The sequence below is a fragment of the Polynucleobacter sp. AP-Ainpum-60-G11 genome (assembly GCF_018688375.1).
Taxonomy (GTDB): domain Bacteria; phylum Pseudomonadota; class Gammaproteobacteria; order Burkholderiales; family Burkholderiaceae; genus Polynucleobacter.
The window spans coordinates 1,844,329-1,865,527 of the sequence record NZ_CP061318.1 but is presented as its reverse complement, the minus strand read 5'-3'; the positions used below and the strand labels follow the sequence as shown (position 1 = coordinate 1,865,527).

Here is a 21,199-nt window from a genome sequence, read left to right as displayed (position 1 = left end):
TTAGGGCTGCACAGATGATTTATTAAGGAAATTTGCATGAATGGATTCGTAAAATGGCTTGTAAGCCTGGTATTGATTGGTTTGGCAGGCTTGGCGGCCTATACCTGGATCATGCTCAATTGGAGCTATGGCAGTGGTGAGCGTGCCGGCTATGTGCAGAAGTTTTCTAATCGGGGTTATCTATGTAAAACCTGGGAGGGAGAATTGGCGATGGTTTCTATGCCAGGCACCATGTCGGAAAAATTTCTCTTTACGGTGCGCGAAGATGCTGTAGCGCAAAAAATTAATGCCAATTTGGGAAAAAAAGTCGCCCTTAAATACGATCAGCACATCGGATTGCCTACAAGCTGTTTTGGCGATACCGAGTATTTTGTATCCGATGTGACAGTTATAGAGGACTAAAAAAGCGGTAATGAATAAATTTGCTGTGACGCAACTTTATTTTTGTAATTTTTTGTGGTTAAAATCATGTAAGCGCACTGTGCGCTGATATCAATATCTATAAGGAGCTTCACTTGAACAAAGCAGAACTAATCGCAGCGATTGCTGACGACGCTGAGATCTCAAAAGCCAAAGCTGAATTTGCATTGAATTCTGCTATTGAGCAAATCATTAAAGCTGTTACTAAAGGCGACTCAGTACAGCTGATCGGTTTTGGTACTTTTGCTTCTGGTAAGCGCGCTGCACGCATGGGCCGTAACCCAAAAACTGGCGAGCCACTCAAAATTGCTGCTGCTAAAACTGTTAAGTTTTCTGCTGGTAAAGCATTTAAAGATTCAGTTAACAAGCGTAAGAAGTAATTCTTGCTTTGTTGATGAAAAAGCCCGGCATGCCGGGCTTTTTTGTTTCCTGAAGTAGCGCAATTATCTAGCGCACGGATTTAATCCGCTTTTTAGCTTTGCACCAAGCGTCGATGGCGATGAATACTCATCAGAATGCCAGCGCCAAAGCCAAGCGTCACTAGAGCGGTACCGCCATAGCTAATAAAGGGCAGTGGAACGCCTACAACGGGCAATAGGCCACTTACCATCCCGATGTTGACAAAGGCGTAGGTGAAGAAAATCAGTGTGACTGATGCACCGAGCAATCGTGTAAAGGGATTGGGTGCGCTAGCAGAGATAGCCAAACCCCGTTTAATCAAAGCAAAGAACAGCGCCAATAAGACTAGGTTACCCAGCAAGCCAAATTCTTCAGAGAAAACAGCAAAGACAAAGTCGGTATGTTTTTCTGGAATGAATTCAAGATGCGCTTGTGTCCCCTGAAACCAGCCCTTGCCAAAAAATCCACCAGAACCAATTGCAATCATGGATTGAATAGTATGAAAACCTTTTCCAAGGGGATCGCTGCTTGGATCAAGCAAGGTACATACTCGATGCTTTTGATAGTTATGCACAAACGGCCAAGCAACATCATGTGCGCAAATGGTGTTGCCAAAAATAATGATGAGAATAATCCCGAAGGCGCCAATGCCTACGAAGGGCAGGATCCACTTCCATGGCAATCCCGCAAGAATGATCACATACATACCTGCAGCAAAAACCAAGAGCGCAGTACCCAGGTCAGGTTGACGTGCAATCAGCAGTACTGGAATGCCAAGAATAATTGCAGCCACCCCATAGTCCCACGATTTTTGAATGCCTTCTCGTTTTTGAAAATACCAAGCTAGCATGAGTGGCATTGCAATCTTCATCAACTCAGAGGGCTGGATCACAAAGCCAATATTGAGCCATCGCCTTGCCCCTTTTTTTATTAATCCAAATACGGCGACTGCGATTAGAAGCGCAACTCCAATCCCATAAATCCACACTGCAGCCATCTCTAGCCATTTTGGCGGGATGCGGGAAACGATCCACATGACAGCGAATGAAAGGGCTAGGTTACGCAGCTCGTCTTCAAAACGCACGGGCGTATTTTGACTTGCAGACAAAAATATAATAAATCCAAGTCCGGCCAAGCCAAGTAAAATAAGGGCTAGCTGGCGATCTAGGCCACTAAAAATACTGAGAAATATTTTTTTTGCTTTATCTATGGCGCTCTTTTCCATTCAGGAATCTCCTTTGGCCATTTACCTTCAAGATAAAAATCAAGCGCTTTGCGTGCAATTGGTGCGGCATGCTGCGCTCCAAAGCCAGCATTCTCAACCACCATTGCAATCACAATCGTTGGTTTGTCTGCAGGGGCGAAAGCTATATACAAAGCATGATCACGTAAAAATTCCGCTGTAGAACTATGTTTATATTCTTTGGAGTTCAAGCTAAATACTTGAGCCGTTCCAGTTTTTCCGCCGACCTGATAACCCGTGCCTTTAAAGACGGTAGCAGAGGTTCCGGAATTATTTACTTCGACCATTGCCTTTTTGATGATTTCAATATTTTCAGGAACAAGGTCAATTCGGTAACTTTCTTTTGGGGTTGTGAGAGTGCGATGTCTTGTAAATGGATCTTCTATTGCCTTCACTAGGTGTGGCTTCATTACGATACCGTTATTGGCAAGATTGGCCATAGCATGTGCTAACTGCAAAATCGTAAATGCGTTATAGCCTTGACCAATACCAAGAGAAATTGTCTCGCCCTCGTACCATTTTTGTTGCTCTGGTTTTTTGAAAGTATTTTTCTTCCATTCAGTTGATGGAAGCACGCCTTTAGATTCGCCTTGTAAGTCAATACCAGTAATTTGTCCAAAGCCGAGTGGTTTCATGAAGTCATGCATCATGTTGACGCCCATATCTCTTGCCAGCATGTAGTAGTAGGTGTCACAGGATTCAACAATAGACTTTTGCATGTCTACAGTGCCATGCCCGCCTTTTTTATCATCACGGAATGTATGGTTTCCAAAATCAAAATAACCGGGATCTGAGATTGTTTGTGAGGGCGTGCGCTTTTTAGTTTCTAAAGCTGCGAGCGCCATAAAAGGTTTGTATGTAGATCCTGGTGGATAAATTCCTTTAAGTGGCCGGTTATAGAGTGGCTTTTGTGGAGAGTCGTTTAATTCTTTCCAAGTTACTGAATCAATGCCCTCCACAAAATCATTCGGATTAAAGTTGGGCTTAGATACAAATGCCAAGATGTCGCCAGTTTCGGGCTCAATTGCCACAAACGCTCCACGGAAATTTCCATAGAGCTGCTCTACTAAATACTGCAGTTTGATATCAACTGATAGCACCACATTTTTCCCAGGCACCGATGGTGAGCTTGCGAGTGTGCGCACTGGTTTGCCGCCGGCTGTAATTTCTACCTCATCGTATCCTGGAGTACCACGCAATACTGTTTCGTAGCTTTGCTCGATACCAATTTTCCCCACGTACTGAATGCCTGGCAAAAATGAAGTTTGTAGTGCATCGGGATCACCCGCTTTGGAGTTATCGATCTCAACTTGCATGCGCTCAATATCGCGTTTGGAGGCGCGCCCAATATACCCAATCAGATGCGACGCGAGCTCGTTATAAGGGTACTCACGAAAGCTTCGGGCACGTATCTCAACACCCGGAAAGCGATAGCGATTAGCCATAAATCGCGCTGTTTCGGACTCGGTAAGCATGGATCTAAGGGGGAAAGTGCCCATTTTTCGGGAATCTTCAAGTGAGCGCTTGAAATTCCGACGATCTCTTGGGGAAATCAATACGATTTGAGAGAGTTCATCAATGAGCTCATCAACATTACCTTTTAGCTCTTCAGCATTGACATCTAAGGTCAGTGCTGAATAGTTTCTGCCAATAACAATGCCATTTCGATCAATCAAGAGGCCGCGATTAGCGGGTGCGGGAACTAGGGCAATACGATTGCTCTCTGCCAACAGGGCGTATTTGCCGTGACTTACCAGTTGTAGCCATACCAATCGAGTAATGAGCAGGAGGAAGCAAAAGGTAACAAACAAGGTCGCAATATGAATGCGCTCTTGAAACGAGTCGAGATTTGGTTTTTTAAATGAAACCATGCAGCGCTTTAAAGCGGACGATTGTGGTCAACATCAATTGGGCGACGTTGAGGTGAAAGCAAAATTTGCGTTGCCACAGGCCATAGCACTGCCTCAATTATTGCCTGGATGGCGCCGGTTAATGCCCACCAATAGATTTCCCCGCTCAATAGCCAATGTGTGATTACGGGGAACAATGAAACTAGCAAAAAGATCGGCAGCAAGTGCATCGCTTGAGTGAGGACATTCAAAACAATGATTCGTCTATGCCAAGAGATCGCAAGGTAGGCGACTAGTGAATAACTAAAAGCATGCAAACCCAGCAGGTCGGAGTTATGCACATCCATCAAGAGTCCAAGAAAGAATGCGGCGCCCACTCCAATAAAGCGATGTTGGTGAATATTCCAAAATACGATACAAATAATGAGCCAGTCAGGAACCCAACTGTAATTACCAATTGGCAGCAGGTTAAGCAGCAGCGCACAAAGCAAGCTGAAATAAATGAAGACCGGATTGACCGGCCGAAGAATATAGCCGCTTTGAAAATCGATCATTGCATGCCTCGCGCACGAGTTTGACGGCGACCCGGAGCATTAATGATTGGCGAACCTGGCTTATTGGTTGCAGTAGAAGCATTGGCATCCCACTGTGGATCATAGAGAAGGGCTAAAGCCTGGCGATAGCGATTGACGGGGGCAATTGGCACGCAAAAAACATTCGATGAGTTTTTATCGGCGTTACGTTCTATGCGACTGATGACCGCAACGGCAAAACCTGGTGGATAAACACCGTCGATACCAGAGGTAATGAGTACGTCGCCTACTTCTAAATCGCTGGCTACAGGTAAGTAGCGAAGTTCTAAGGGATTGCCGCGCCCAGCCCCAAATACCGCCGCTCTTAAGCCATTGCGAGCCACCTGAACAGGCACTGCAAAGTCACGATCTTCTAATAATGAAACTTCTGCAGAGTGATTGTAGAGGCGCACTACCTGACCCAAGATGCCAGAGTCATTGGCAATGGGACTGCCTTGCTTTAGTCCGTCAGCGCTTCCTCGATTAATTACGATGCGTTGAGAAATTGGATTGGGGGGGTTAAATAAAATTTCTACTGATAATGTTTTGAAAGGAACTTGATTTTGCAAATCAATGAGCTGACGCAAATTCTGATTTTCAATTAACAGAAATTCAGATTGATTCGCCAGTAGAGAGAGCTCAGCTTGGCGCACTTTCATTTCTTGATTCTCTTTATCGAGCGTTCCACGGCTAGTAAAATATTCTGATGCGGACTCATACACATTGCGCGGCATCATCATCACATACTCTAGTGGACGCAGTAACCAGTTAACGTTACTGCGAATGGGGTCGAGTGCCTTAAAGCGAAAATCGATCAACATCAATGCGATGCTGATCGATAAACAGACAATCAGTTTGACTAGAGCCGGAACGCCTTGTCTGAAAAGAGGAGGAGCGCTATGTTGCAATTCCCGAATGAATACTTAAAGTCAATTACTCTTGTGAAAACACGCCGCCCAACTTGTCCATGCGCTCTAAGGCGATGCCACAACCACGAGCGACACAAGTGAGGGGATCTTCGGCAACATGAATTGGCAGACCAGTTTCTTCTAGAAGCAAGCGATCGAGGTCGCGCAATAGTGCGCCACCACCAGTGAGCATCATTCCGCGTTCGGCAATGTCAGATGCAAGCTCAGGAGGAATTTGCTCCAAGGCGGCTTTAACTGCAGTCACAATTTGATTCAATGGATCAGTCAAGGCTTCCAAAATTTCATTGCTAGTCACGGTGAAGCTGCGTGGAATACCTTCAGAAAGATTGCGGCCTTTTACTTCCATCTCGCGCACTTCAGCACCAGGGAATGCGGAGCCAATAGTTTTCTTAATTAACTCAGCAGTTTGTTCACCAATCAACATGCCATAGTTGCGACGAATGTAGTTCGTAATAGCTTCATCGAACTTATCACCACCAACACGAACAGAGCCTTTGTAAACCATGCCACCCAAAGACATCACGCCAACTTCAGTTGTGCCGCCACCGATATCAACCACCATAGAGCCCGCAGCTTCAGATACTGGCAGACCGGCACCGATTGCCGCAGCCATCGGCTCTTCAATTAAAAATACCTGTGATGCGCCTGCACCCAAGGCAGATTCACGAATAGCGCGACGCTCAACTTGGGTAGAGCCGCAAGGAACGCAAATGATGATGCGTGGGCTAGGCTTTAATAGCTTGCTCTCATGCACCATTTTGATAAATTGCTTGAGCATTTGCTCGGTAATCGTGAAATCGGCAATAACGCCGTCTTTCATCGGGCGAATTGCTTCAATATTTCCTGGAACGCGCCCCAACATCGCTTTTGCTTCTTTTCCGACCGCCAAAATGGTCTTTTTGCCATTTGGGCCACCTTCTGTACGAATTGCCACAACAGAGGGTTCATCAAGCACAATACCCCGTTCACGCATGTAAATTAAGGTGTTGGCGGTGCCCAGGTCGATGGCCAGGTCATTAGAAAAGTAGCTGCGGAAAAAACCAAACATGATGTAGTGGGAAAATAAGTAAGTGTTAAAAAATATATATATGAATGATACTCTAGCGCCCCATGAAACTTGATGATGTCCAGCGCATTGCGCACCTTTCCAACCTTGACTTAAGTCAGGCAGAAGCCGAGGCGGTATTACCTCAGTTACAGGCAGTTTTTGCCTTAGTCGAGGAGATGCAAGCCGTCGATACCACCGGACTTGACCCCTTGGCTCATCCCATTCTCTTTTTGCGAGACTTGGCTCAACCTTTGCGCAGTGATGCCGTTACCGAAACCGATCATCGCGTTGAAAACATGCAATCTGCCCCTGCTGTGCAGGACGGCTACTTCTTAGTTCCGCGGGTGATCGAATGAGTTGGCATCAAACTTCCATTGCCTTCATGGCTAAAGCTTTGGCCTCTAAAGAGGTTTCCAGTACCGAGCTAACAAAGTATTTTCTAGGGCGTATTGAGGCCGGTAAGCACTGGAATGCATATCTTGATGTAAGTGCTCACTTAAGTTTAGATCAAGCATCTAAAGCAGATAAAATCATTGCCTCAGGTAACGCTGGAAAATTGACAGGCATCCCAGTCGCACACAAAGATGTCTTTGTGACGCGCGGCTGGAAGTCCACTGCGGCATCCAAAATGCTTGAGGGTTACCTCAGCCCATTTGATGCAACGGTAGTTTCGAATCTCGGAATTCCGGATGAGCTGAACCCAACTGCTGCCGGCATGGTTTGCCTTGGCAAGACCAATATGGACGAGTTTGCAATGGGCTCCTCCAATGAAAATTCAGCATATGGACCAGTCTTAAACCCTTGGAATTCAGAATATGTAGCGGGCGGCTCGTCTGGGGGTTCAGCGGCTGCAGTAGCTGCAGGATTGGCCCCGATTGCAACAGGTACAGATACAGGCGGCTCTATTCGTCAGCCGGCTGCTTTTTGTGGACTAACTGGAATCAAGCCTAGTTATGGCCGCGTATCCCGTTACGGAATGATTGCTTACGCATCTTCCTTGGATCAAGCTGGGCCTATGGGTAAATCTGCTGAAGACTGCGCTTTATTGCTGTCAGCAATGTCATCCCATGATCCGCGTGACTCTACATCCTTGGCAGACTCTGGTGAAGATTATGGTCGTTACCTCACTCAGTCTTGGAAAGAGGGCAGCTCAAATCCAGCAAAACCTTTGGAAGGTCTGCGCGTAGGTTTACCAAAAGAATTTTTTGCCGAAGGGCTTGCCCCAGAGGTGGCCAATGCGGTCAATGCTGCAGCAAAAGCCTTGCAAGATTTAGGTGCACAACTTGTAGATGTTAGCTTGCCAAAAACCAAGCTATCGATACCGGTGTATTACGTTTTAGCTCCCGCAGAAGCATCAAGTAATTTGAGTCGTTTTGATGGCGTGCGCTACGGACACAGAGCGAATGAATATCGTGACTTATCTGATATGTATAAGAAATCACGTACTGAGGGTTTTGGTGCAGAAGTGAAGCGTCGCATCTTAGTTGGCACCTATGTGCTGTGCCATGGTTATTACGATGCATATTACCTACAGGCTCAAAAAATTCGCCGCATTATTGCAGCCGATTTTCAAGCAGCATTTGAAAAATGCGATGTGATCTTAGGGCCAGTTGCACCGGATGTTGCTTGGCGCTTAGGGGAAAAATCAAAAGATCCAGTGCAGATGTATTTAGAGGACATTTACACGCTCTCAACTAACTTGGCAGGACTCCCGGCAATGAGTGTTCCTTGTGGGTTTAACTCAAGCAATTTACCGATTGGCATGCAACTCATTGGCAATTATTTTTCTGAAGCGCGATTACTTCAAGTGGCTCATCATTATCAGCAAGCCAGTGATTGGCATTTGCGTCAAGCAAGCGAGGTGGCATGATGCAATGGGAAATCGTGATTGGTCTAGAGACCCATGCACAGCTACAAACGCATTCCAAAATATTTAGTGGGGCAAGTACGCGTTTCGGTGCAGGCCCAAATACACAGGCCTGTGCGGTTGATTTAGCCTTACCGGGTGTTTTGCCGGTATTAAATCGTCAAGCTGTTGAACATGCAATTCGTTTTGGTTTAGCTGTGGGCGCGAAGATTTCTCCAGCGAGTATTTTTGCCCGAAAGAATTATTTTTATCCCGACTTACCGAAGGGATATCAGATCAGTCAGATGGATCTACCTGTAGTTGTGGGTGGCCATTTGGAAATACTGGTTGGCGATCAAGTCAAAGTGGTTGAGCTAACCCGCGCCCACATGGAAGAGGACGCTGGTAAGTCAGTACATGAAGAAGGCTTCTTAGGCCCACATGGCGAACCTTCGAGCGGTATCGATCTCAATCGTGCCGGTACACCATTATTAGAAATTGTTACAGAGCCAGTGATGCGCAGTGCTGCTGAAGCAGTGGCCTATGCAAAGGCACTTCACACCCTAGTTGTTTGGCTTGGAGTGTGTGATGGCAATATGCAAGAAGGCTCATTCCGTTGCGATGCGAACGTGTCTGTTCGCCCTGTTGGCCAAAAAGAGTTTGGTACTCGTTGCGAAATTAAGAACTTAAACTCCTTCCGTTTTTTAGAAGAAGCGATTCAATATGAAGTGCGTCGTCAAATTGAGTTGATTGAAGACGGCGGGACAGTCGTTCAAGAAACGCGCCTGTACGATCCTGATCGTCAAGAAACTCGTAGCATGCGCAGCAAAGAAGATGCAAACGACTATCGCTACTTCCCGGACCCAGATTTATTGCCGGTAGTGATTGATGATGCATGGATTGCAGATGTGCGCAGCAAGATGCCGGCCTTGCCAGCACAGCTTCGTGAGCAGTGGCAAAGTGAATTCGGCTTAAGCCCATACGATGCGCAATTACTCACACAAGATCGTGACACTGCCAAAGTATTTGAAGAGTTGCTTGCAATTGTTGGCAAGCCTTTGGCAAAAGCCGCGGCCAACCTGATTGCAGGTGAGCTTGCTTCTTCGCTGAATCGTGCTGGCATTGCGACCGCAGATGCTCCCTTAAAAGCAGAGCATTTAGCGCCACTGTTAACTCGCGTGGCAGACGGCACCATCTCCAACAAGATTGCAAAGGATATCTTTGCGATTTTGTGGGAAGAGGCTGTTGCTGGTAAAGCCATTAGCACTGTAGATCAAGTCATTGAGGCAAAAGGTTTGAAGCAAATTAGCGACAGCGGTGAGCTAGAAGCCATGATCGATAAAGTGTTGGCGGCCAATGAAAAGTCTGTTGAGGAGTTCCGCTCTGGCAAGGAAAAGGCATTTAATGCCTTGGTAGGCCAGATCATGAAAGCCTCACAGGGCAAAGCGAATCCAGGTCAGGTCAACGAGCTGCTGCGTAACAAGTTAGGCTAACAAGTGAAATCAGAAAATAAGCGAGAAAGACATAGATGAGCGCAATTGATCCTAAGCAAGCTGAACAAGAAGAATTGGTGGCGGAGTGGTTGCGTGCTACCCCAGGTTTCTTTGAGCGCTATGCCAATCTCTTAAATGAAATTCGCTTGAAGCATCCGCATGAAGATCGCGCTATTTCATTGCAAGAACGTCAGATGACTTTATTGCGTACGCAGAACCAAGAACTTAATCGTCGTCTCAGTGAGATGCTGCACTTTGGTAGTCGCAATGACAAAACTCAACAGAGCCTAGTGGCTTGGTTATTACGCCTGATGCGTGCCAATACCAAAGCAGATGTAGAGTCGGCAGTGACCTCGGGCTTGGCAGAAGTGTTTGAGGTTGAGTCAGCGCAACTTCTATCGCCCAATACCGCATTTGGCCCATGGATTGATACGCCACTCTGTGGCTCTGCTAAAGAGCTAGCTGCGGCTAGTGTGGATTTGTTGGCAACCCAAGTGAGCATCGACCCTGAATGGCAAAGCATGGTTGCCATCGGCCTGCCATTGGGTAAAAGTATTGGCGCCGTACAGTCGCCGGCAGTGCTTCTTTTGGCAAGCAAGGATGAAACCCGATTTACGGCAGACATGGGCGCATTCTATTTACGTCAGATTGCCGAACTCACTGCTGCAGCTTTGGATCGTATCCAGGCTTATGAGCCAAGCACCAGTTGACCTTCATCCCTTAGTGCAAGAGTATTTGCACGAGCTGCATGTTTTAAGGCAGCTCTCACCCCATACGCTCAAAGCGTATCGCATGGATCTTGGCGAGCTTCAGGAGTTGGCAACAGATGATGCTGTTGAGTTGTTAAAAGTAACGAATGCGCATGTACGTCGCTGGGCTGGTCGTTTGCACTCTAAAGGAAAGTCATCACGCACTATTGCTAGAGCACTTTCTGCTTGGCGTGGCTGGTATGACTGGCTTACTGAAAAAGATGCGCGACGTGATTCCCAGGCGGGACGAATTACCGCAAACTTGATTGCTAATCCAGTGGATGATGTGAAAGCGCCAAAGCGCCTGAAATCCTTGCCTAAGGCACTCTCGGTTGAGCAGGCACTCTCTTTGGTAAATCAAGCAGTAAAAGAGGCTGAAGAAAAAAAAGATCTGGAGGCGGTGCGTGATGCGGCGATCATTGATTTGCTGTATTCATCAGGTCTACGACTATCAGAGCTTTTAGGTATCGATGTGCTGCAAAGCAAAGATCGCCAACAGGAGTCAGCGGGCTGGTTAGATTGGGATGCTGCAGAAGTAACGGTTTTGGGGAAGGGCGGAAAACGCCGCTCAGTTCCCATCGGTGGACCGGCCATGAACTCGCTCAAAATTTGGCGAGCGCTGCGAGATCAGTCTGAGCATGCGGATGCCTCGATTGCCTTATTTATCTCGGCTACCGGCGCTCGTTTATCTCCAAGAACAGTACAAGCGCGCTTACGCACTTTGGCAATGAGGGCTGGTTTGCCAACTCATGTTCACCCGCACATGATGCGTCATAGCTTCGCTAGTCATGTTTTACAGTCCTCTCAGGATTTGAGGGCAGTACAGGAGATGCTGGGGCATGCCAGCATTGCTAGTACACAGATTTATACGTCTCTCGATTTTCAGCACCTAGCGCAGGCATACGATAAAGCCCATCCTCGCGCAAAGGCTGGCAAAGCTTGAGGAACTCGGTAAGATAGAAGGTTTCCCGCTTGGGAAATGTATTTATAGATTTTGAATGGATCAATGATGGCGTTAATTCCAGTAACAATTCTCACAGGCTTCTTGGGTAGCGGCAAAACCACTTTACTCAAACACATCTTGACTGAAGATCATGGCAAAAAAATTGCCGTGATTGAAAACGAGTTCGGTGAAGAGAATATTGATAACGACATCTTGGTTCAAGACAATCAAGAAAATATTGTGCAAATGAGCAATGGTTGTATTTGCTGCACGATTCGAGGTGACTTGGTTGAGGCGCTCAATTCGCTCTGGGAGCAGCGTAAGGATAAAAAAATTAGTTTTGATCGTGTAGTCATCGAGACCACTGGTGTTGCCAATCCAGGCCCAGTGGCCCAAACATTCTTTATGGATGATGACGTTGCAGATCATTACGTATTGGATGCGGTGGTAACGCTTGTAGACGCTAAGCACGGTCCAAAACAATTGACAGAGCACGAAGAGGCGCAGCGCCAGGTAGGCTTTGCAGATCAAATCTTCATTACGAAGACTGATTTAGTGACCCCTGCGGAAGTCGATGCCTTGCGTAATCGTTTGATGCACATGAATCCCCGCGCGCCAATTCAGGGCATCTCTAAAGGGGTGGTTCCTCTGGATGCCGTTTTGGACCTCAAGGGCTTTAATTTGAATGCCAAATTAGATATTGACCCTCATTTCCTAGGGCAAGAGGATCATGACCATGCAACTTGTGGCCATGATCACAGTCATGACCACCATGATCACAGCACTTGCGGTCACGACCATAGCCACGATCACCATGGGCATGCAGGCCATACGGACCGCATCCAATCCTTTGTTTTTCGTAGTGATAAACCCTTTGATCATAAAAAATTAGAAGACTTTCTGGGAGGCATTTTGGAGGTCTTTGGAGAGAAGATGCTGCGCTATAAAGGCGTCCTCTATGTGAAGGGTAGTAACCGAAAAGTCGTGTTCCAGGGCGTCCATCAGATGATGGGGAGCGATTTAGCAGGTGTTTGGGGCGCCGAACCAAAGCAAACTCGGATGGTCTTTATTGGCATCGATTTACCTAAAGACACCCTGCTGGCTGGGCTTGAGGGGTGCTTGGCCTAGCAAATATCAAGTACAATCCGGCGCCACGGTCAATATTGGTAAATATTGGCAAAAGGTTAATAAAAGTTTGGCAGAATGAAGTAATAATGGTTTAGATCCATGGAAAGAACGAAATGACGGTAAAAACACCAACAAAATCTACAGCTACACCAAAAGCACCTAGTAAGGCTGCAAGTGCTAAAGCTGCTAAAGGTGCTCCTTTAACAGAAGTTGAATTGCTTAAGATGTCCGAAAAGGACTATATGAATGCGGCTCAGCTTGATTTTTTCCGTCAAAAGCTTCTGACCCTAAAAGACGATATTTTGAAAAATGCTTCTGAAACTACAGAGCATTTGCGTGAAAACATTTTGGTTCCTGATCCTGCTGACCGTGCAACGATTGAGGAAGAGCATGCACTGGAGCTGCGCACACGTGATCGTGAACGCAAGCTCTTGAAAAAAGTAGAGCAGGCCTTGGCTCGTATTGAGTCTGGTGATTATGGTTGGTGTGAAGAGACTGGCGAGCCGATTGGCTTGAATCGTTTAATTGCGCGCCCAACAGCCAACCTTTCACTCGAGGCGCAAGAGCGCCGTGAACTTCGTCAAAAGTTGTTTGGCGATTAATTTGCAGATCCAATAAAAAGTAGCAATGACTAAGCAATCCCCATCTATTAGCGAGATCTCTCCTTTACTCAAGGCGGAGATTTTGGCCGAAGCCTTGCCTTATATTCGTGCGTATCACGGTAAGACTATTGTGATTAAGTACGGCGGAAATGCGATGGTTGAACAGCGCCTCAAAGAAAGTTTTGCGCGCGATGTCATTTTGCTAAAGCTGGTTGGTATGAATCCAGTAGTAGTGCATGGTGGTGGCCCACAAATTGATGAGGCCCTTAAGAAGATTGGTAAGACCGGTACTTTTATTCAGGGCATGCGCGTAACCGACGAAGAAACCATGGAAGTAGTGGAGTGGGTTCTCGGTGGCGAAGTGCAGCAAGATATCGTGATGTTGATCAACCACTTTGGCGGGCAGGCTGTTGGCTTGACTGGTAAAGATGGTGGCTTGATCCGCGCAAAGAAGATGTTTGTTGCCGATGAAAAGAAAGTTGGCGGAACTATTGATTTAGGTTTTGTAGGCGAGATTGAGGCAATTAATCCTGCGGTTGTCAAAGCATTACAAGACGATGCCTTTATTCCGGTGATCTCCCCAATTGGATTTAGCGAAGAAGGTCAAGCTTACAACATTAATGCCGACTTAGTGGCTGGCAAGATGGCAGAAATTCTGCATGCTGAGAAGTTAGTCATGATGACCAACATTCCTGGCGTGATGGATAAAAATGGCACGCTCTTAACAGACTTAACTGCGCGTGAGATTGACGGCCTCTTTGCTGACGGAACAATTTCTGGTGGAATGCTGCCAAAGATTTCTTCGGCTTTAGATGCAGCAAAGAGTGGTGTGAATTCTGTGCACATCATTGATGGTCGAATTGAGCACTCACTATTGCTTGAAATTTTGACTGAACAAGCTTTTGGAACGATGATTCGCTCGCGCTAAGAGTTGATAAGAGATAGAGATATGCGTGATTCCTTAGCCCCTACTGCATCAGAGATCGAGGCAACAGTTGCCGAAGAGGGTAAGACGCGTAAGCGTCCTCGCCCAGGCGAGCGCCGTTTACAGATCTTGCAAGTGTTGGCTGAGATGTTGCAAAATCCGAAGGCGGAACGCGTTACGACTGCGGCTCTAGCAGCAAAAATTCAAGTTTCAGAAGCAGCACTCTATCGACATTTCGCCAGTAAAGCGCAGATGTTTGAAGGTTTGATTTCTTTTATCGAGCAAACAGTTTTTGGTCTGATTAATCAAATTAATCAAAAAGAAGAGTCTGGCCTCGCACAAGCTCGCGGTATTTTGCAGATGCTTTTATTCTTTGCAGAAAAGAACCCTGGCATGACTCGTGTTCTTTTAGGCGATGCGTTGTTGCAAGAGGATGATCGCCTGCAGGAACGTATTACACAAGTACTCGATCGCGTGGAGGCATCCCTCAAGCAGTCTTTACGTATCGCTCAAACACAAGGTGGGGCTTGGGCAAATGTAAGTCAAGATGAAGTAAGTGTCCGCGCAGCTATGTTGATGAGTTGCGTTCTTGGGCGCTGGCATCGATTTGCACGAAGCGGCTTTAAAAAGTTGCCAACCGAAGCGTCTGATATTAGCCTACGCATTCTTCTGTCCGAATGAGCGAGCTGCACCTCTCTAGAAACACGATCCACTTTGCCGAGCCCTTGCCTTTGCAAAGTGGCGCCATCTTATCGGGCTACGATTTAGTTATTGAAACTTACGGCAAGCTCAATGCCGATAAAAGTAATGCTGTGCTGGTTTGCCATGCGCTCAATGCATCGCACCATGTAGCCGGTCCCAACCCCGATGATGCAAGCGATATTGGTTGGTGGGACAACATGATTGGGCCAGGCAAGCCGGTAGATACGAACCACTTCTTTGTCATTGGCGTTAATAACTTGGGCTCTTGCTTTGGGTCTACTGGGCCGATGAGCATTAATCCCGCTACTGGCAAGCCTTATGGCGCCGATTTCCCGGTCATCACAGTAGAAGATTGGGTAAACACCCAGGCGCGCTTGGCTGATAAGTTGGGTATTCGCCGTTTTGCTGCGGTGATGGGCGGAAGCTTGGGTGGTATGCAAGCATTGGCTTGGTCAATTCAGTTTCCTAGACGCCTCGCGCATTGCTTGGTAATCGCCTCAACACCAAAGTTAAGCGCACAAAATATTGCATTTAATGAAGTGGCGCGAAACGCTATTTTGTCTGACCCTGATTTTCATGGTGGTAATTATTACGAGCATGGCGTGGTGCCAAAGCGCGGTCTAAAGTTGGCTCGTATGGTTGGACATATTACGTACTTATCTGACGATGACATGGCAGAAAAGTTTGGGCGCGAATTACAACGACCTTACGGTGAATCTCAAGACTATCGTTTTAGTTTTGATGTCGAATTTGAGGTAGAGAGTTATTTGCGTCATCAAGGCGATAAGTTCTCCACGTACTTTGATGCCAACACCTATTTGCTGATCACCAGAGCATTAGATTATTTTGACCCTTCCCGTCGTTATGAGGGTAGCCTCAATCGTGCTTTAGCGGAAGTGCAGGCTAAGTTTTTGGTAGTGAGCTTTTCAACCGATTGGCGTTTTCCACCCAATCGTAGTCGCGAGATTGTGGAATCTTTACTCAGCAACAAGAGTGAAGTAAGTTATGCAGAGATTGATGCGCCACACGGGCATGATGCTTTCTTGTTAGATGACCCTCGTTATCACAATCTGATTCGTGCTTATTTTGAACAAATGCTAGAGGCTAAATCATGAAGCGCGCAGACTTTGCCGCAATAGCGAACTGGATAGCGCCTAATAGTGAAGTGCTAGATCTCGGTTGCGGTGATGGCAGCTTCTTAGAGTATTTGCAAAAGAAAAAACCGGTTCATGCCTACGGCGTAGAGATTGATGATGCACGTGTGCTTTCATGCGTGCAAAAAGGATTGAATGTCATTCAGCAAAATCTTGAAGGGGGCTTAGCGCTCTTTGAGAACAATAGCTTTGATACGGTAGTGCTCTCACAGACATTGCAGACCATTCATGAAACTGAAAAGATCTTGCGTGAAGTAGTTCGAGTTGGCAAAGAGTCAATTGTTTCTTTCCCAAACTTTGGCCATTGGTCTCATCGCCTGTCGGTTGGCTTTGGCCGCATGCCCGTCTCTAAGAGCCTGCCATACCAGTGGTACAACACACCTAACGTGCGTGTTCTCACGGTCGCTGATTTTGAAAAGTTGGCTTCGAGCTTAGGTTTGCAAATTTTGGATCAATGTATCTTGCACGAGGGCCGTCAGGTTACCTTGATGCCCAATCTTTTTGGAAGCCTAGCGCTGTTCCGCGTTCGACGTGCTTAGTACGATTGAGTCCTGGCTGAAAGATTTTCGGGTTTATCTCGAATGGCCTTGTCTCCGAATGCTCTTCTTGGGCTTCTCTGCAGGTCTACCTCTACTACTAATTTTAGGAACTCTCAGCTTTTGGCTAAGAGAGGCCGGCATTGACCGCAGCACGATTGGTTATCTCACTTGGGTTGGCTTGATCTATGCGTTTAAGTGGATGTGGGCGCCTTTGGTAGATCGACTATCTATTCCCTTGTTATCAAGATTTTTTGGCAGACGGCGTAGTTGGCTTCTTTTTGCACAGTTACTGATTGTGCTTGGTCTTGTGGGTATGGCCAGCATTGACCCCAAAGTTCAACTCACGCCAATTGTGTGGTGCGCGCTCCTGGTTGCCTTTGGCTCTGCAACGCAAGACATTGCTTTAGATGCTTTTCGGATTGAGTCTGCAGATAGTGATCATCAAGCAGCTTTAGCTGCTACCTATCAAACAGGCTATCGACTGGCTTTAATTTGGTCTGGTGCAGGCGTTCTTTGGTTGGCCGCCCGTGCTGAATCAGGCGCCACAGGTTACGATCCAGCTGCCTGGCAATTTGCCTATCTCTGTATGGCGCTCTCGATTGGTGTGGGTGTGGTCACTACCCTGTTTAGTAAAGAGCCAGTGCGCATTGAGTTAGCAAAAGCCCGCAATGCAAAAGCATGGCTGCACCAAACTTTGATTGAGCCATTTGCAGATTTTATTAAGCGTTACGGATGGCATGCTATTTTGATTTTGTCCTTAATTGCCATCTATCGTATTAGTGATGTGGTGATGGGTATTATGGCCAATCCATTTTATGTGGATATGGGTTATACCAAGGATGAGGTTGCAGCAGTCAGCAAGGTGTTTGGTGTCGTGATGACATTGGTGGGCGCCTTCCTTGGTGGTGTTCTCACCTTGCGCTATGGTGTGATGCGAATTTTATTCTTGGGCGCTATTTTATCGGCCGTGAGTAATTTATTGTTTGCTTGGCTTGCTACACAAGGCCACGACTTACATGGCTTGATCTGGGTAATCTCTGCTGACAACTTAAGCTCGGGGATTGCTACGGCCGCGTTTATTGCATTCCTATCGGCTTTGACAAATATTCAGTACTCTGCAACGCAGTACGCCTTGTTTAGTTCGATGATGCTCTTATTGCCAAAGTGGTTAGCAGGATTTTCAGGCGTCTTTGTCAATCACTTTGGCTACTCAAACTTTTTTATTAGCACCGCAATTATTGGTGCGCCAGTATTAATTCTGATTTGGCTCACAATCCACCTTAAGGTTGTCGAGTTTAAAAAACACGACGCTGAGATTGCTAAATAGACCAGTCGTAATCTACTGTCAGTGGCGCGTGGTCTGAGAAGCGTTCATCTTTATATATGGCAGTATTCTTTGCGCTTGCTGCAATCCCCGGAGTGGTGATGTGATAGTCAATGCGCCAGCCCACGTTCTTTGCATACGCTTGACCGCGATTACTCCACCAGGTGTAGCAGGTATCAGTCGCTTCAGGCTCTAGCTTTCTATAAACGTCTACGTAACCAACTTGACTAAATAGGTTTGTTAGCCAGGCACGCTCTTCTGGTAAAAATCCTGAGTTTTTGAGATTGCCTTTCCAGTTTTTGAGGTCAATCTCATTGTGGGCAATATTCACGTCGCCGCACAGCACAATTTCTCGCCCTGATTTCTTAAGGTCAATTAGGTGTGGCAAAAAAGAATCGAGATAGCGATACTTTGCCTCTTGCCTTTCTGGCGAGCTAGAGCCTGATGGCATATACACCGAGATGACAGAGAGCTTTTTGAATCGAGCCTCGACATAGCGACCCTCGGCATCGAACTCCTCATTGCCATAGCCGTAGAGCACCTCATCCGGCTTATGTGGGGTGTAGATGCCGCAGCCGCTGTAGCCCTTTTTCTCAGCATGGTGAAAGAAGCCATGCAGACCATCTGGATTGAGAATGGCATCTTCTAAATCGTCTTGCTGAGCCTTGAGCTCCTGCATGCAGACAAAGTCCGCCTTTTGCTTCACAACCCATGGCATAAAGCCTTTTTTGACCGCGGAGCGGATACCGTTGAGGTTGGCAGAAATGATGCGTAACATATAGGCCTATGAGCTCAAAAAATTCAAATCAAGATAACTTTATTCAATTTGCCTTAGAGGCAAATGTTTTGTCGTTTGGGGAGTTTAAAACTAAAGCAGGACGCCATTCTCCTTATTTCTTTAATGCAGGTGGATTTAATGATGGCGCACGCTTAAGCGCCTTGGGTCGTTACTACGCCAAGGCTTTGCAAGAGTCTGGCCTGCAATACGACATGCTTTATGGCCCCGCTTATAAAGGCATCACCTTGGCCGCTGCCACTGCAATCGCTTTAGCTGATGCTGGTCATAATGTGCCTTATGCCTACAATCGCAAGGAAGCCAAAGATCATGGCGAGGGAGGCTCATTGGTGGGCGCTCCAGTTAAAGGCAAAGTGGTCATCATCGATGATGTGATTTCGGCAGGGACATCGGTACGCGAGTCTGTGAAGTTGATTCGCGATGCAGGTGCTGAGCCAGCAGCGGTATTAATTGCTTTGGATCGTATGGAGAAGTCAGGAACCGCTACAGAGATTGGCGACAAGTCCGCAGTACAAGCTGTTGAACAAGAGTTTGGCTTGCCGGTAGTGGCTATTGCAAACTTGGCAGACTTGATGGCTTTCTTAACTGGCTCCAGTAATGCCGATCTAACAAACTATTTACCAGCAGTAAAAGCCTATCGCGAGAAGTACGGGATTTAATCTAAAGAATAGTGGCGGCAACCGTACTTGCAGCGCTTCCGCTCTTTAGATCTTCGTTTCGCCTTCGAACACGGTGATGGCTGGCCCAGTCATGATGACGCTCTGAGCCACTTCATTGATCATGCCACCCCAGGCAATTTGCAAATCACCGCCACGGGTGCGCACTTTGACGGGGGAGTCAAGTAAGCCACGACGAATGCCGGAGACTACTGCAGCGCATGCGCCAGTGCCACAAGCGAGCGTCTCGCCAGCGCCGCGCTCATAGACGCGCAACTTAATTGCATTGCGATTCAAGACTTGCATATAGCCTGCATTAACTCTTTTTGGAAATGCCGGATCTCTCTCGATTGATGGACCTTCTTCGAGAACGGGTGCGCTGTCAACATCACCCACCACTTGAACTGCATGGGGATTGCCCATCGATAAGACACCGACCAAACTATCGTGCATCGCAGGTTTAGCAATAGGCAGTGCGTAGAGCATCTCATGAAACTCTTGCTTACTTGCTAGGCCACTTGGATTAAATGGAATTTGGCTGTGCTCAAAAATCGGCGCGCCCATATCCACTTCCACTTGGCCATCATCATGAGATCTCAGGGTGAGAACAGTATGCGCTACTTCTACGCGCAAAGGATTTTTCGTGGAAAGACCTTGGTCGAGAACAAAGCGAACGAAGCAGCGTGAACCATTGCCGCATTGCTCCACCTCACCACCATCAGCATTAAAGATGCGATAACGAAAATCGGCATCAGGGCGCGTAGCTTTTTCAACCAGCAGAATTTGATCGGCACCAATACCAAACTGGCGATGAGCAAGCTTATGCCACTCTTCACGAGTGATATTGCTGAGATCTTGATCAATCCCATTGAGCACAATGAAATCATTGCCAGCACCATGCATTTTGGTGAAGCGTAATGTGCGTGCAGGCTTATTTAAATTCGTGCTCAAAAGAATTCCAATTAGTTGTAAAGGCTAGGCTCGCCAGGCGGCCTATGCTTAAAGCGCTTGTGTACCCAATAGTACTCTGCCGGCCTTTCGCGAACAAGGTCTTCGATGTATTTGTTTAGTCGTGCAGTATCAGCTTCAACATCATCCGTCGGAAAGTTGGGAAGTGGGGCGCTGATATTGCAAATATAGGCTTTGCGATCGGGGTCTAAAGTCGTAGTCATGAGGCAGACCTCTGCACCACTCAGCTTGGCTAAGCGCGAGACTGAAGTGATCGTATTGGTTTGGATTCCAAAGAAGGGGACAAAAACGGAGTCGCGTGGCCCAAGATCAATATCAGGCGCAATGAAAATAAAGTTACCCGTTTGAATTTCGCGAATCAAATCACGCAAGCGACTTTGACGCTCAATCGATTTACCACCAAAACGATTTCTCCATTCAATCATTTTTTGATTAAAGAATGGGTTCTTCATATTTTGGTAGAGACCGGCACCACGTGGCCAATCGTGCTGACTAGCCAAAACAGAAAGTGCCATGAAGCCGCCCTCAAGTCCAACAAAGTGAGGGTTGATTAAGAGTCGTGGCTTGCGATCTCCCAGCGTAATCTCAGAATTGATACTGACGATGTCGGTGATCTGTTTTCCGCTTCCAAGCCAAATACGACTTCTCTCGATGACGCTGCGTCCGAATAACTTCCAATGTTCTGATGCAAGCGAATGAATTTCATCTTCGCTCAGATTGGGAAAGCAAAGGCGTAAGTTAGTTTTAACTACCTTGGCACGTTCATTGGGAATGTGGGCAGCCATCCATCCAAGCCCGTAGCCAATGTAGATGGTCAGGGCATAAGGCAGAAATGCAAATAGTCGTAGCAAGTTCAGTGCTAGAAAATTAAAAACGTTTTGTAAGCAGACCATGTCGAATAAATTATAAATT

General features: G+C 46.8%; 23 protein-coding genes. 15 read left to right on the top strand and 8 right to left on the bottom strand.

Features of this window, described 5'->3' with window-relative positions; genetic code table 11:
- Nucleotides 1–36 precede the first annotated feature (36 nt).
- A complete protein-coding gene (locus tag FD971_RS09640) occupies nucleotides 37–402 on the top strand; it encodes a hypothetical protein (RefSeq protein ID WP_215334083.1) in 366 nt (121 codons plus the stop codon).
- 77 nt (nucleotides 403–479) lie between these two features.
- Nucleotides 480–800: an HU family DNA-binding protein gene (locus FD971_RS09635; RefSeq protein ID WP_143742185.1), complete on the top strand. Its 321-nt coding sequence runs from the start codon at nucleotides 480–482 to the stop codon at nucleotides 798–800.
- Nucleotides 801–892: 92 nt separating this feature from the next.
- On the opposite strand, the gene rodA is transcribed toward FD971_RS09635, so the two are convergent.
- Genes rodA through FD971_RS09610 form a run of 5 tightly spaced genes read right to left on the bottom strand, consistent with a single transcriptional unit; the run spans nucleotide 893 to nucleotide 6,461 of the window.
- Nucleotides 893–2,044 (bottom strand): rod shape-determining protein RodA, encoded by a 1,152-nt coding sequence (rodA, locus tag FD971_RS09630; RefSeq protein ID WP_215334082.1) that lies wholly within the window; start codon nucleotides 2,042–2,044, stop codon nucleotides 893–895.
- Nucleotides 2,026–3,933 carry a penicillin-binding protein 2 gene (mrdA, locus tag FD971_RS09625; protein WP_215334081.1) on the bottom strand — a complete coding sequence of 636 codons (1,908 nt, stop codon included), beginning with the start codon at nucleotides 3,931–3,933 and terminating at the stop codon, nucleotides 2,026–2,028. The genes rodA and mrdA overlap by 19 nt, the downstream gene beginning before the upstream one ends.
- A gap of 8 nt (nucleotides 3,934–3,941) precedes the next feature.
- Entirely contained in the window at nucleotides 3,942–4,466 is a 525-nt protein-coding gene (gene mreD, locus FD971_RS09620; RefSeq protein WP_215334080.1) for a rod shape-determining protein MreD, read from the bottom strand.
- Nucleotides 4,463–5,392, bottom strand: coding sequence for a rod shape-determining protein MreC (gene mreC / locus FD971_RS09615; protein ID WP_215334079.1), 930 nt, complete (start codon nucleotides 5,390–5,392; stop codon nucleotides 4,463–4,465). The genes mreD and mreC overlap by 4 nt, the downstream gene beginning before the upstream one ends.
- Before the next feature lie 25 nt (nucleotides 5,393–5,417).
- On the bottom strand, nucleotides 5,418–6,461 hold the full coding sequence (locus FD971_RS09610) for a rod shape-determining protein (RefSeq protein WP_046330974.1): 1,044 nt from the start codon (nucleotides 6,459–6,461) through the stop codon (nucleotides 5,418–5,420).
- A gap of 62 nt (nucleotides 6,462–6,523) precedes the next feature.
- Between FD971_RS09610 and gatC the strand changes: the two genes are divergently transcribed.
- The 12 genes from gatC (at nucleotide 6,524) to FD971_RS09550 (ending at nucleotide 17,869) form a co-directional block, all read left to right on the top strand.
- Entirely contained in the window at nucleotides 6,524–6,817 is a 294-nt protein-coding gene (gene gatC, locus FD971_RS09605) for an Asp-tRNA(Asn)/Glu-tRNA(Gln) amidotransferase subunit GatC (RefSeq protein ID WP_215334078.1), read from the top strand.
- A complete protein-coding gene (gene gatA / locus FD971_RS09600) occupies nucleotides 6,814–8,331 on the top strand; it encodes an Asp-tRNA(Asn)/Glu-tRNA(Gln) amidotransferase subunit GatA (protein WP_215334077.1) in 1,518 nt (505 codons plus the stop codon). The genes gatC and gatA overlap by 4 nt, the downstream gene beginning before the upstream one ends.
- On the top strand, nucleotides 8,331–9,800 hold the full coding sequence (gene gatB, locus FD971_RS09595) for an Asp-tRNA(Asn)/Glu-tRNA(Gln) amidotransferase subunit GatB (protein ID WP_215335351.1): 1,470 nt from the start codon (nucleotides 8,331–8,333) through the stop codon (nucleotides 9,798–9,800). The genes gatA and gatB overlap by 1 nt, the downstream gene beginning before the upstream one ends.
- Nucleotides 9,801–9,835: 35 nt before the next feature.
- The gene (locus FD971_RS09590) at nucleotides 9,836–10,510 is read left to right on the top strand and encodes a DUF484 family protein (protein WP_215334076.1); all 675 of its coding nucleotides are present in this window, start codon (nucleotides 9,836–9,838) and stop codon (nucleotides 10,508–10,510) included.
- Nucleotides 10,491–11,492: a tyrosine recombinase XerC gene (locus FD971_RS09585; protein WP_215334075.1), complete on the top strand. Its 1,002-nt coding sequence runs from the start codon at nucleotides 10,491–10,493 to the stop codon at nucleotides 11,490–11,492. The genes FD971_RS09590 and FD971_RS09585 overlap by 20 nt, the downstream gene beginning before the upstream one ends.
- A 63-nt stretch (nucleotides 11,493–11,555) precedes the next feature.
- The gene (locus FD971_RS09580) at nucleotides 11,556–12,620 is read left to right on the top strand and encodes a GTP-binding protein (RefSeq protein ID WP_215334074.1); all 1,065 of its coding nucleotides are present in this window, start codon (nucleotides 11,556–11,558) and stop codon (nucleotides 12,618–12,620) included.
- A gap of 224 nt (nucleotides 12,621–12,844) precedes the next feature.
- The gene (gene dksA, locus FD971_RS09575; protein ID WP_062307316.1) at nucleotides 12,845–13,222 is read left to right on the top strand and encodes an RNA polymerase-binding protein DksA; all 378 of its coding nucleotides are present in this window, start codon (nucleotides 12,845–12,847) and stop codon (nucleotides 13,220–13,222) included.
- Nucleotides 13,223–13,247: 25 nt separating this feature from the next.
- Nucleotides 13,248–14,150 carry an acetylglutamate kinase gene (argB, locus tag FD971_RS09570; RefSeq protein ID WP_215334073.1) on the top strand — a complete coding sequence of 301 codons (903 nt, stop codon included), beginning with the start codon at nucleotides 13,248–13,250 and terminating at the stop codon, nucleotides 14,148–14,150.
- Nucleotides 14,151–14,171: 21 nt separating this feature from the next.
- Nucleotides 14,172–14,828: a nucleoid occlusion factor SlmA gene (slmA, locus tag FD971_RS09565; protein ID WP_215334072.1), complete on the top strand. Its 657-nt coding sequence runs from the start codon at nucleotides 14,172–14,174 to the stop codon at nucleotides 14,826–14,828.
- Complete coding sequence (locus tag FD971_RS09560; protein WP_215334071.1) at nucleotides 14,825–15,964, top strand: homoserine O-acetyltransferase; 1,140 nt, start codon at nucleotides 14,825–14,827, stop codon at nucleotides 15,962–15,964. Before slmA ends, FD971_RS09560 begins: the two co-directional genes overlap by 4 nt.
- Nucleotides 15,961–16,542: a methionine biosynthesis protein MetW gene (gene metW / locus FD971_RS09555; RefSeq protein ID WP_215334070.1), complete on the top strand. Its 582-nt coding sequence runs from the start codon at nucleotides 15,961–15,963 to the stop codon at nucleotides 16,540–16,542. Before FD971_RS09560 ends, metW begins: the two co-directional genes overlap by 4 nt.
- A complete protein-coding gene (locus tag FD971_RS09550) occupies nucleotides 16,535–17,869 on the top strand; it encodes an MFS transporter (RefSeq protein ID WP_305848901.1) in 1,335 nt (444 codons plus the stop codon). Before metW ends, FD971_RS09550 begins: the two co-directional genes overlap by 8 nt.
- Here FD971_RS09550 and FD971_RS09545 read toward each other — a convergent pair.
- The gene (locus FD971_RS09545; RefSeq protein WP_215334068.1) at nucleotides 17,862–18,644 is read right to left on the bottom strand and encodes an exodeoxyribonuclease III; all 783 of its coding nucleotides are present in this window, start codon (nucleotides 18,642–18,644) and stop codon (nucleotides 17,862–17,864) included. The genes FD971_RS09550 and FD971_RS09545 overlap by 8 nt on opposite strands.
- A gap of 8 nt (nucleotides 18,645–18,652) precedes the next feature.
- Here FD971_RS09545 and pyrE point away from each other — a divergent pair, with 8 nt between their 5' ends.
- The gene (gene pyrE, locus FD971_RS09540) at nucleotides 18,653–19,321 is read left to right on the top strand and encodes an orotate phosphoribosyltransferase (RefSeq protein ID WP_215334067.1); all 669 of its coding nucleotides are present in this window, start codon (nucleotides 18,653–18,655) and stop codon (nucleotides 19,319–19,321) included.
- A 45-nt stretch (nucleotides 19,322–19,366) separates the two neighbouring features.
- Here the strand turns inward: pyrE and dapF are convergent, their stop codons facing one another.
- Both dapF and FD971_RS09530 read right to left on the bottom strand, forming a co-directional pair.
- Nucleotides 19,367–20,221, bottom strand: coding sequence for a diaminopimelate epimerase (gene dapF, locus FD971_RS09535; protein ID WP_215335349.1), 855 nt, complete (start codon nucleotides 20,219–20,221; stop codon nucleotides 19,367–19,369).
- A 59-nt stretch (nucleotides 20,222–20,280) separates the two neighbouring features.
- Nucleotides 20,281–21,180 (bottom strand): lipid A biosynthesis acyltransferase, encoded by a 900-nt coding sequence (locus FD971_RS09530; RefSeq protein ID WP_215334066.1) that lies wholly within the window; start codon nucleotides 21,178–21,180, stop codon nucleotides 20,281–20,283.
- Nucleotides 21,181–21,199: the final 19 nt, after the last annotated feature.

Excerpts from the sequence above, each read along its gene's own strand:
- FD971_RS09640 (WP_215334083.1), top strand. The coding sequence starts at position 37 with ATGAATGGATTCGTAAAATGGCTTGTAAGCCTGGTATTGATTGGTTTG.
- rodA (WP_215334082.1), bottom strand. The coding sequence starts at position 2,044 with ATGGAAAAGAGCGCCATAGATAAAGCAAAAAAAATATTTCTCAGTATT.
- mrdA (WP_215334081.1), bottom strand. The coding sequence starts at position 3,933 with ATGGTTTCATTTAAAAAACCAAATCTCGACTCGTTTCAAGAGCGCATT.
- mreD (WP_215334080.1), bottom strand. The coding sequence starts at position 4,466 with ATGATCGATTTTCAAAGCGGCTATATTCTTCGGCCGGTCAATCCGGTC.
- FD971_RS09610 (WP_046330974.1), bottom strand. The coding sequence starts at position 6,461 with ATGTTTGGTTTTTTCCGCAGCTACTTTTCTAATGACCTGGCCATCGAC.
- gatC (WP_215334078.1), top strand. The coding sequence starts at position 6,524 with ATGAAACTTGATGATGTCCAGCGCATTGCGCACCTTTCCAACCTTGAC.
- gatA (WP_215334077.1), top strand. The coding sequence starts at position 6,814 with ATGAGTTGGCATCAAACTTCCATTGCCTTCATGGCTAAAGCTTTGGCC.
- gatB (WP_215335351.1), top strand. The coding sequence starts at position 8,331 with ATGCAATGGGAAATCGTGATTGGTCTAGAGACCCATGCACAGCTACAA.
- FD971_RS09590 (WP_215334076.1), top strand. The coding sequence starts at position 9,836 with ATGAGCGCAATTGATCCTAAGCAAGCTGAACAAGAAGAATTGGTGGCG.
- FD971_RS09585 (WP_215334075.1), top strand. The coding sequence starts at position 10,491 with ATGAGCCAAGCACCAGTTGACCTTCATCCCTTAGTGCAAGAGTATTTG.
- FD971_RS09580 (WP_215334074.1), top strand. The coding sequence starts at position 11,556 with ATGATGGCGTTAATTCCAGTAACAATTCTCACAGGCTTCTTGGGTAGC.
- dksA (WP_062307316.1), top strand. The coding sequence starts at position 12,845 with ATGTCCGAAAAGGACTATATGAATGCGGCTCAGCTTGATTTTTTCCGT.
- argB (WP_215334073.1), top strand. The coding sequence starts at position 13,248 with ATGACTAAGCAATCCCCATCTATTAGCGAGATCTCTCCTTTACTCAAG.
- slmA (WP_215334072.1), top strand. The coding sequence starts at position 14,172 with ATGCGTGATTCCTTAGCCCCTACTGCATCAGAGATCGAGGCAACAGTT.
- FD971_RS09560 (WP_215334071.1), top strand. The coding sequence starts at position 14,825 with ATGAGCGAGCTGCACCTCTCTAGAAACACGATCCACTTTGCCGAGCCC.
- metW (WP_215334070.1), top strand. The coding sequence starts at position 15,961 with ATGAAGCGCGCAGACTTTGCCGCAATAGCGAACTGGATAGCGCCTAAT.
- FD971_RS09545 (WP_215334068.1), bottom strand. The coding sequence starts at position 18,644 with ATGTTACGCATCATTTCTGCCAACCTCAACGGTATCCGCTCCGCGGTC.
- pyrE (WP_215334067.1), top strand. The coding sequence starts at position 18,653 with ATGAGCTCAAAAAATTCAAATCAAGATAACTTTATTCAATTTGCCTTA.
- dapF (WP_215335349.1), bottom strand. The coding sequence starts at position 20,221 with ATGCATGGTGCTGGCAATGATTTCATTGTGCTCAATGGGATTGATCAA.
- FD971_RS09530 (WP_215334066.1), bottom strand. The coding sequence starts at position 21,180 with ATGGTCTGCTTACAAAACGTTTTTAATTTTCTAGCACTGAACTTGCTA.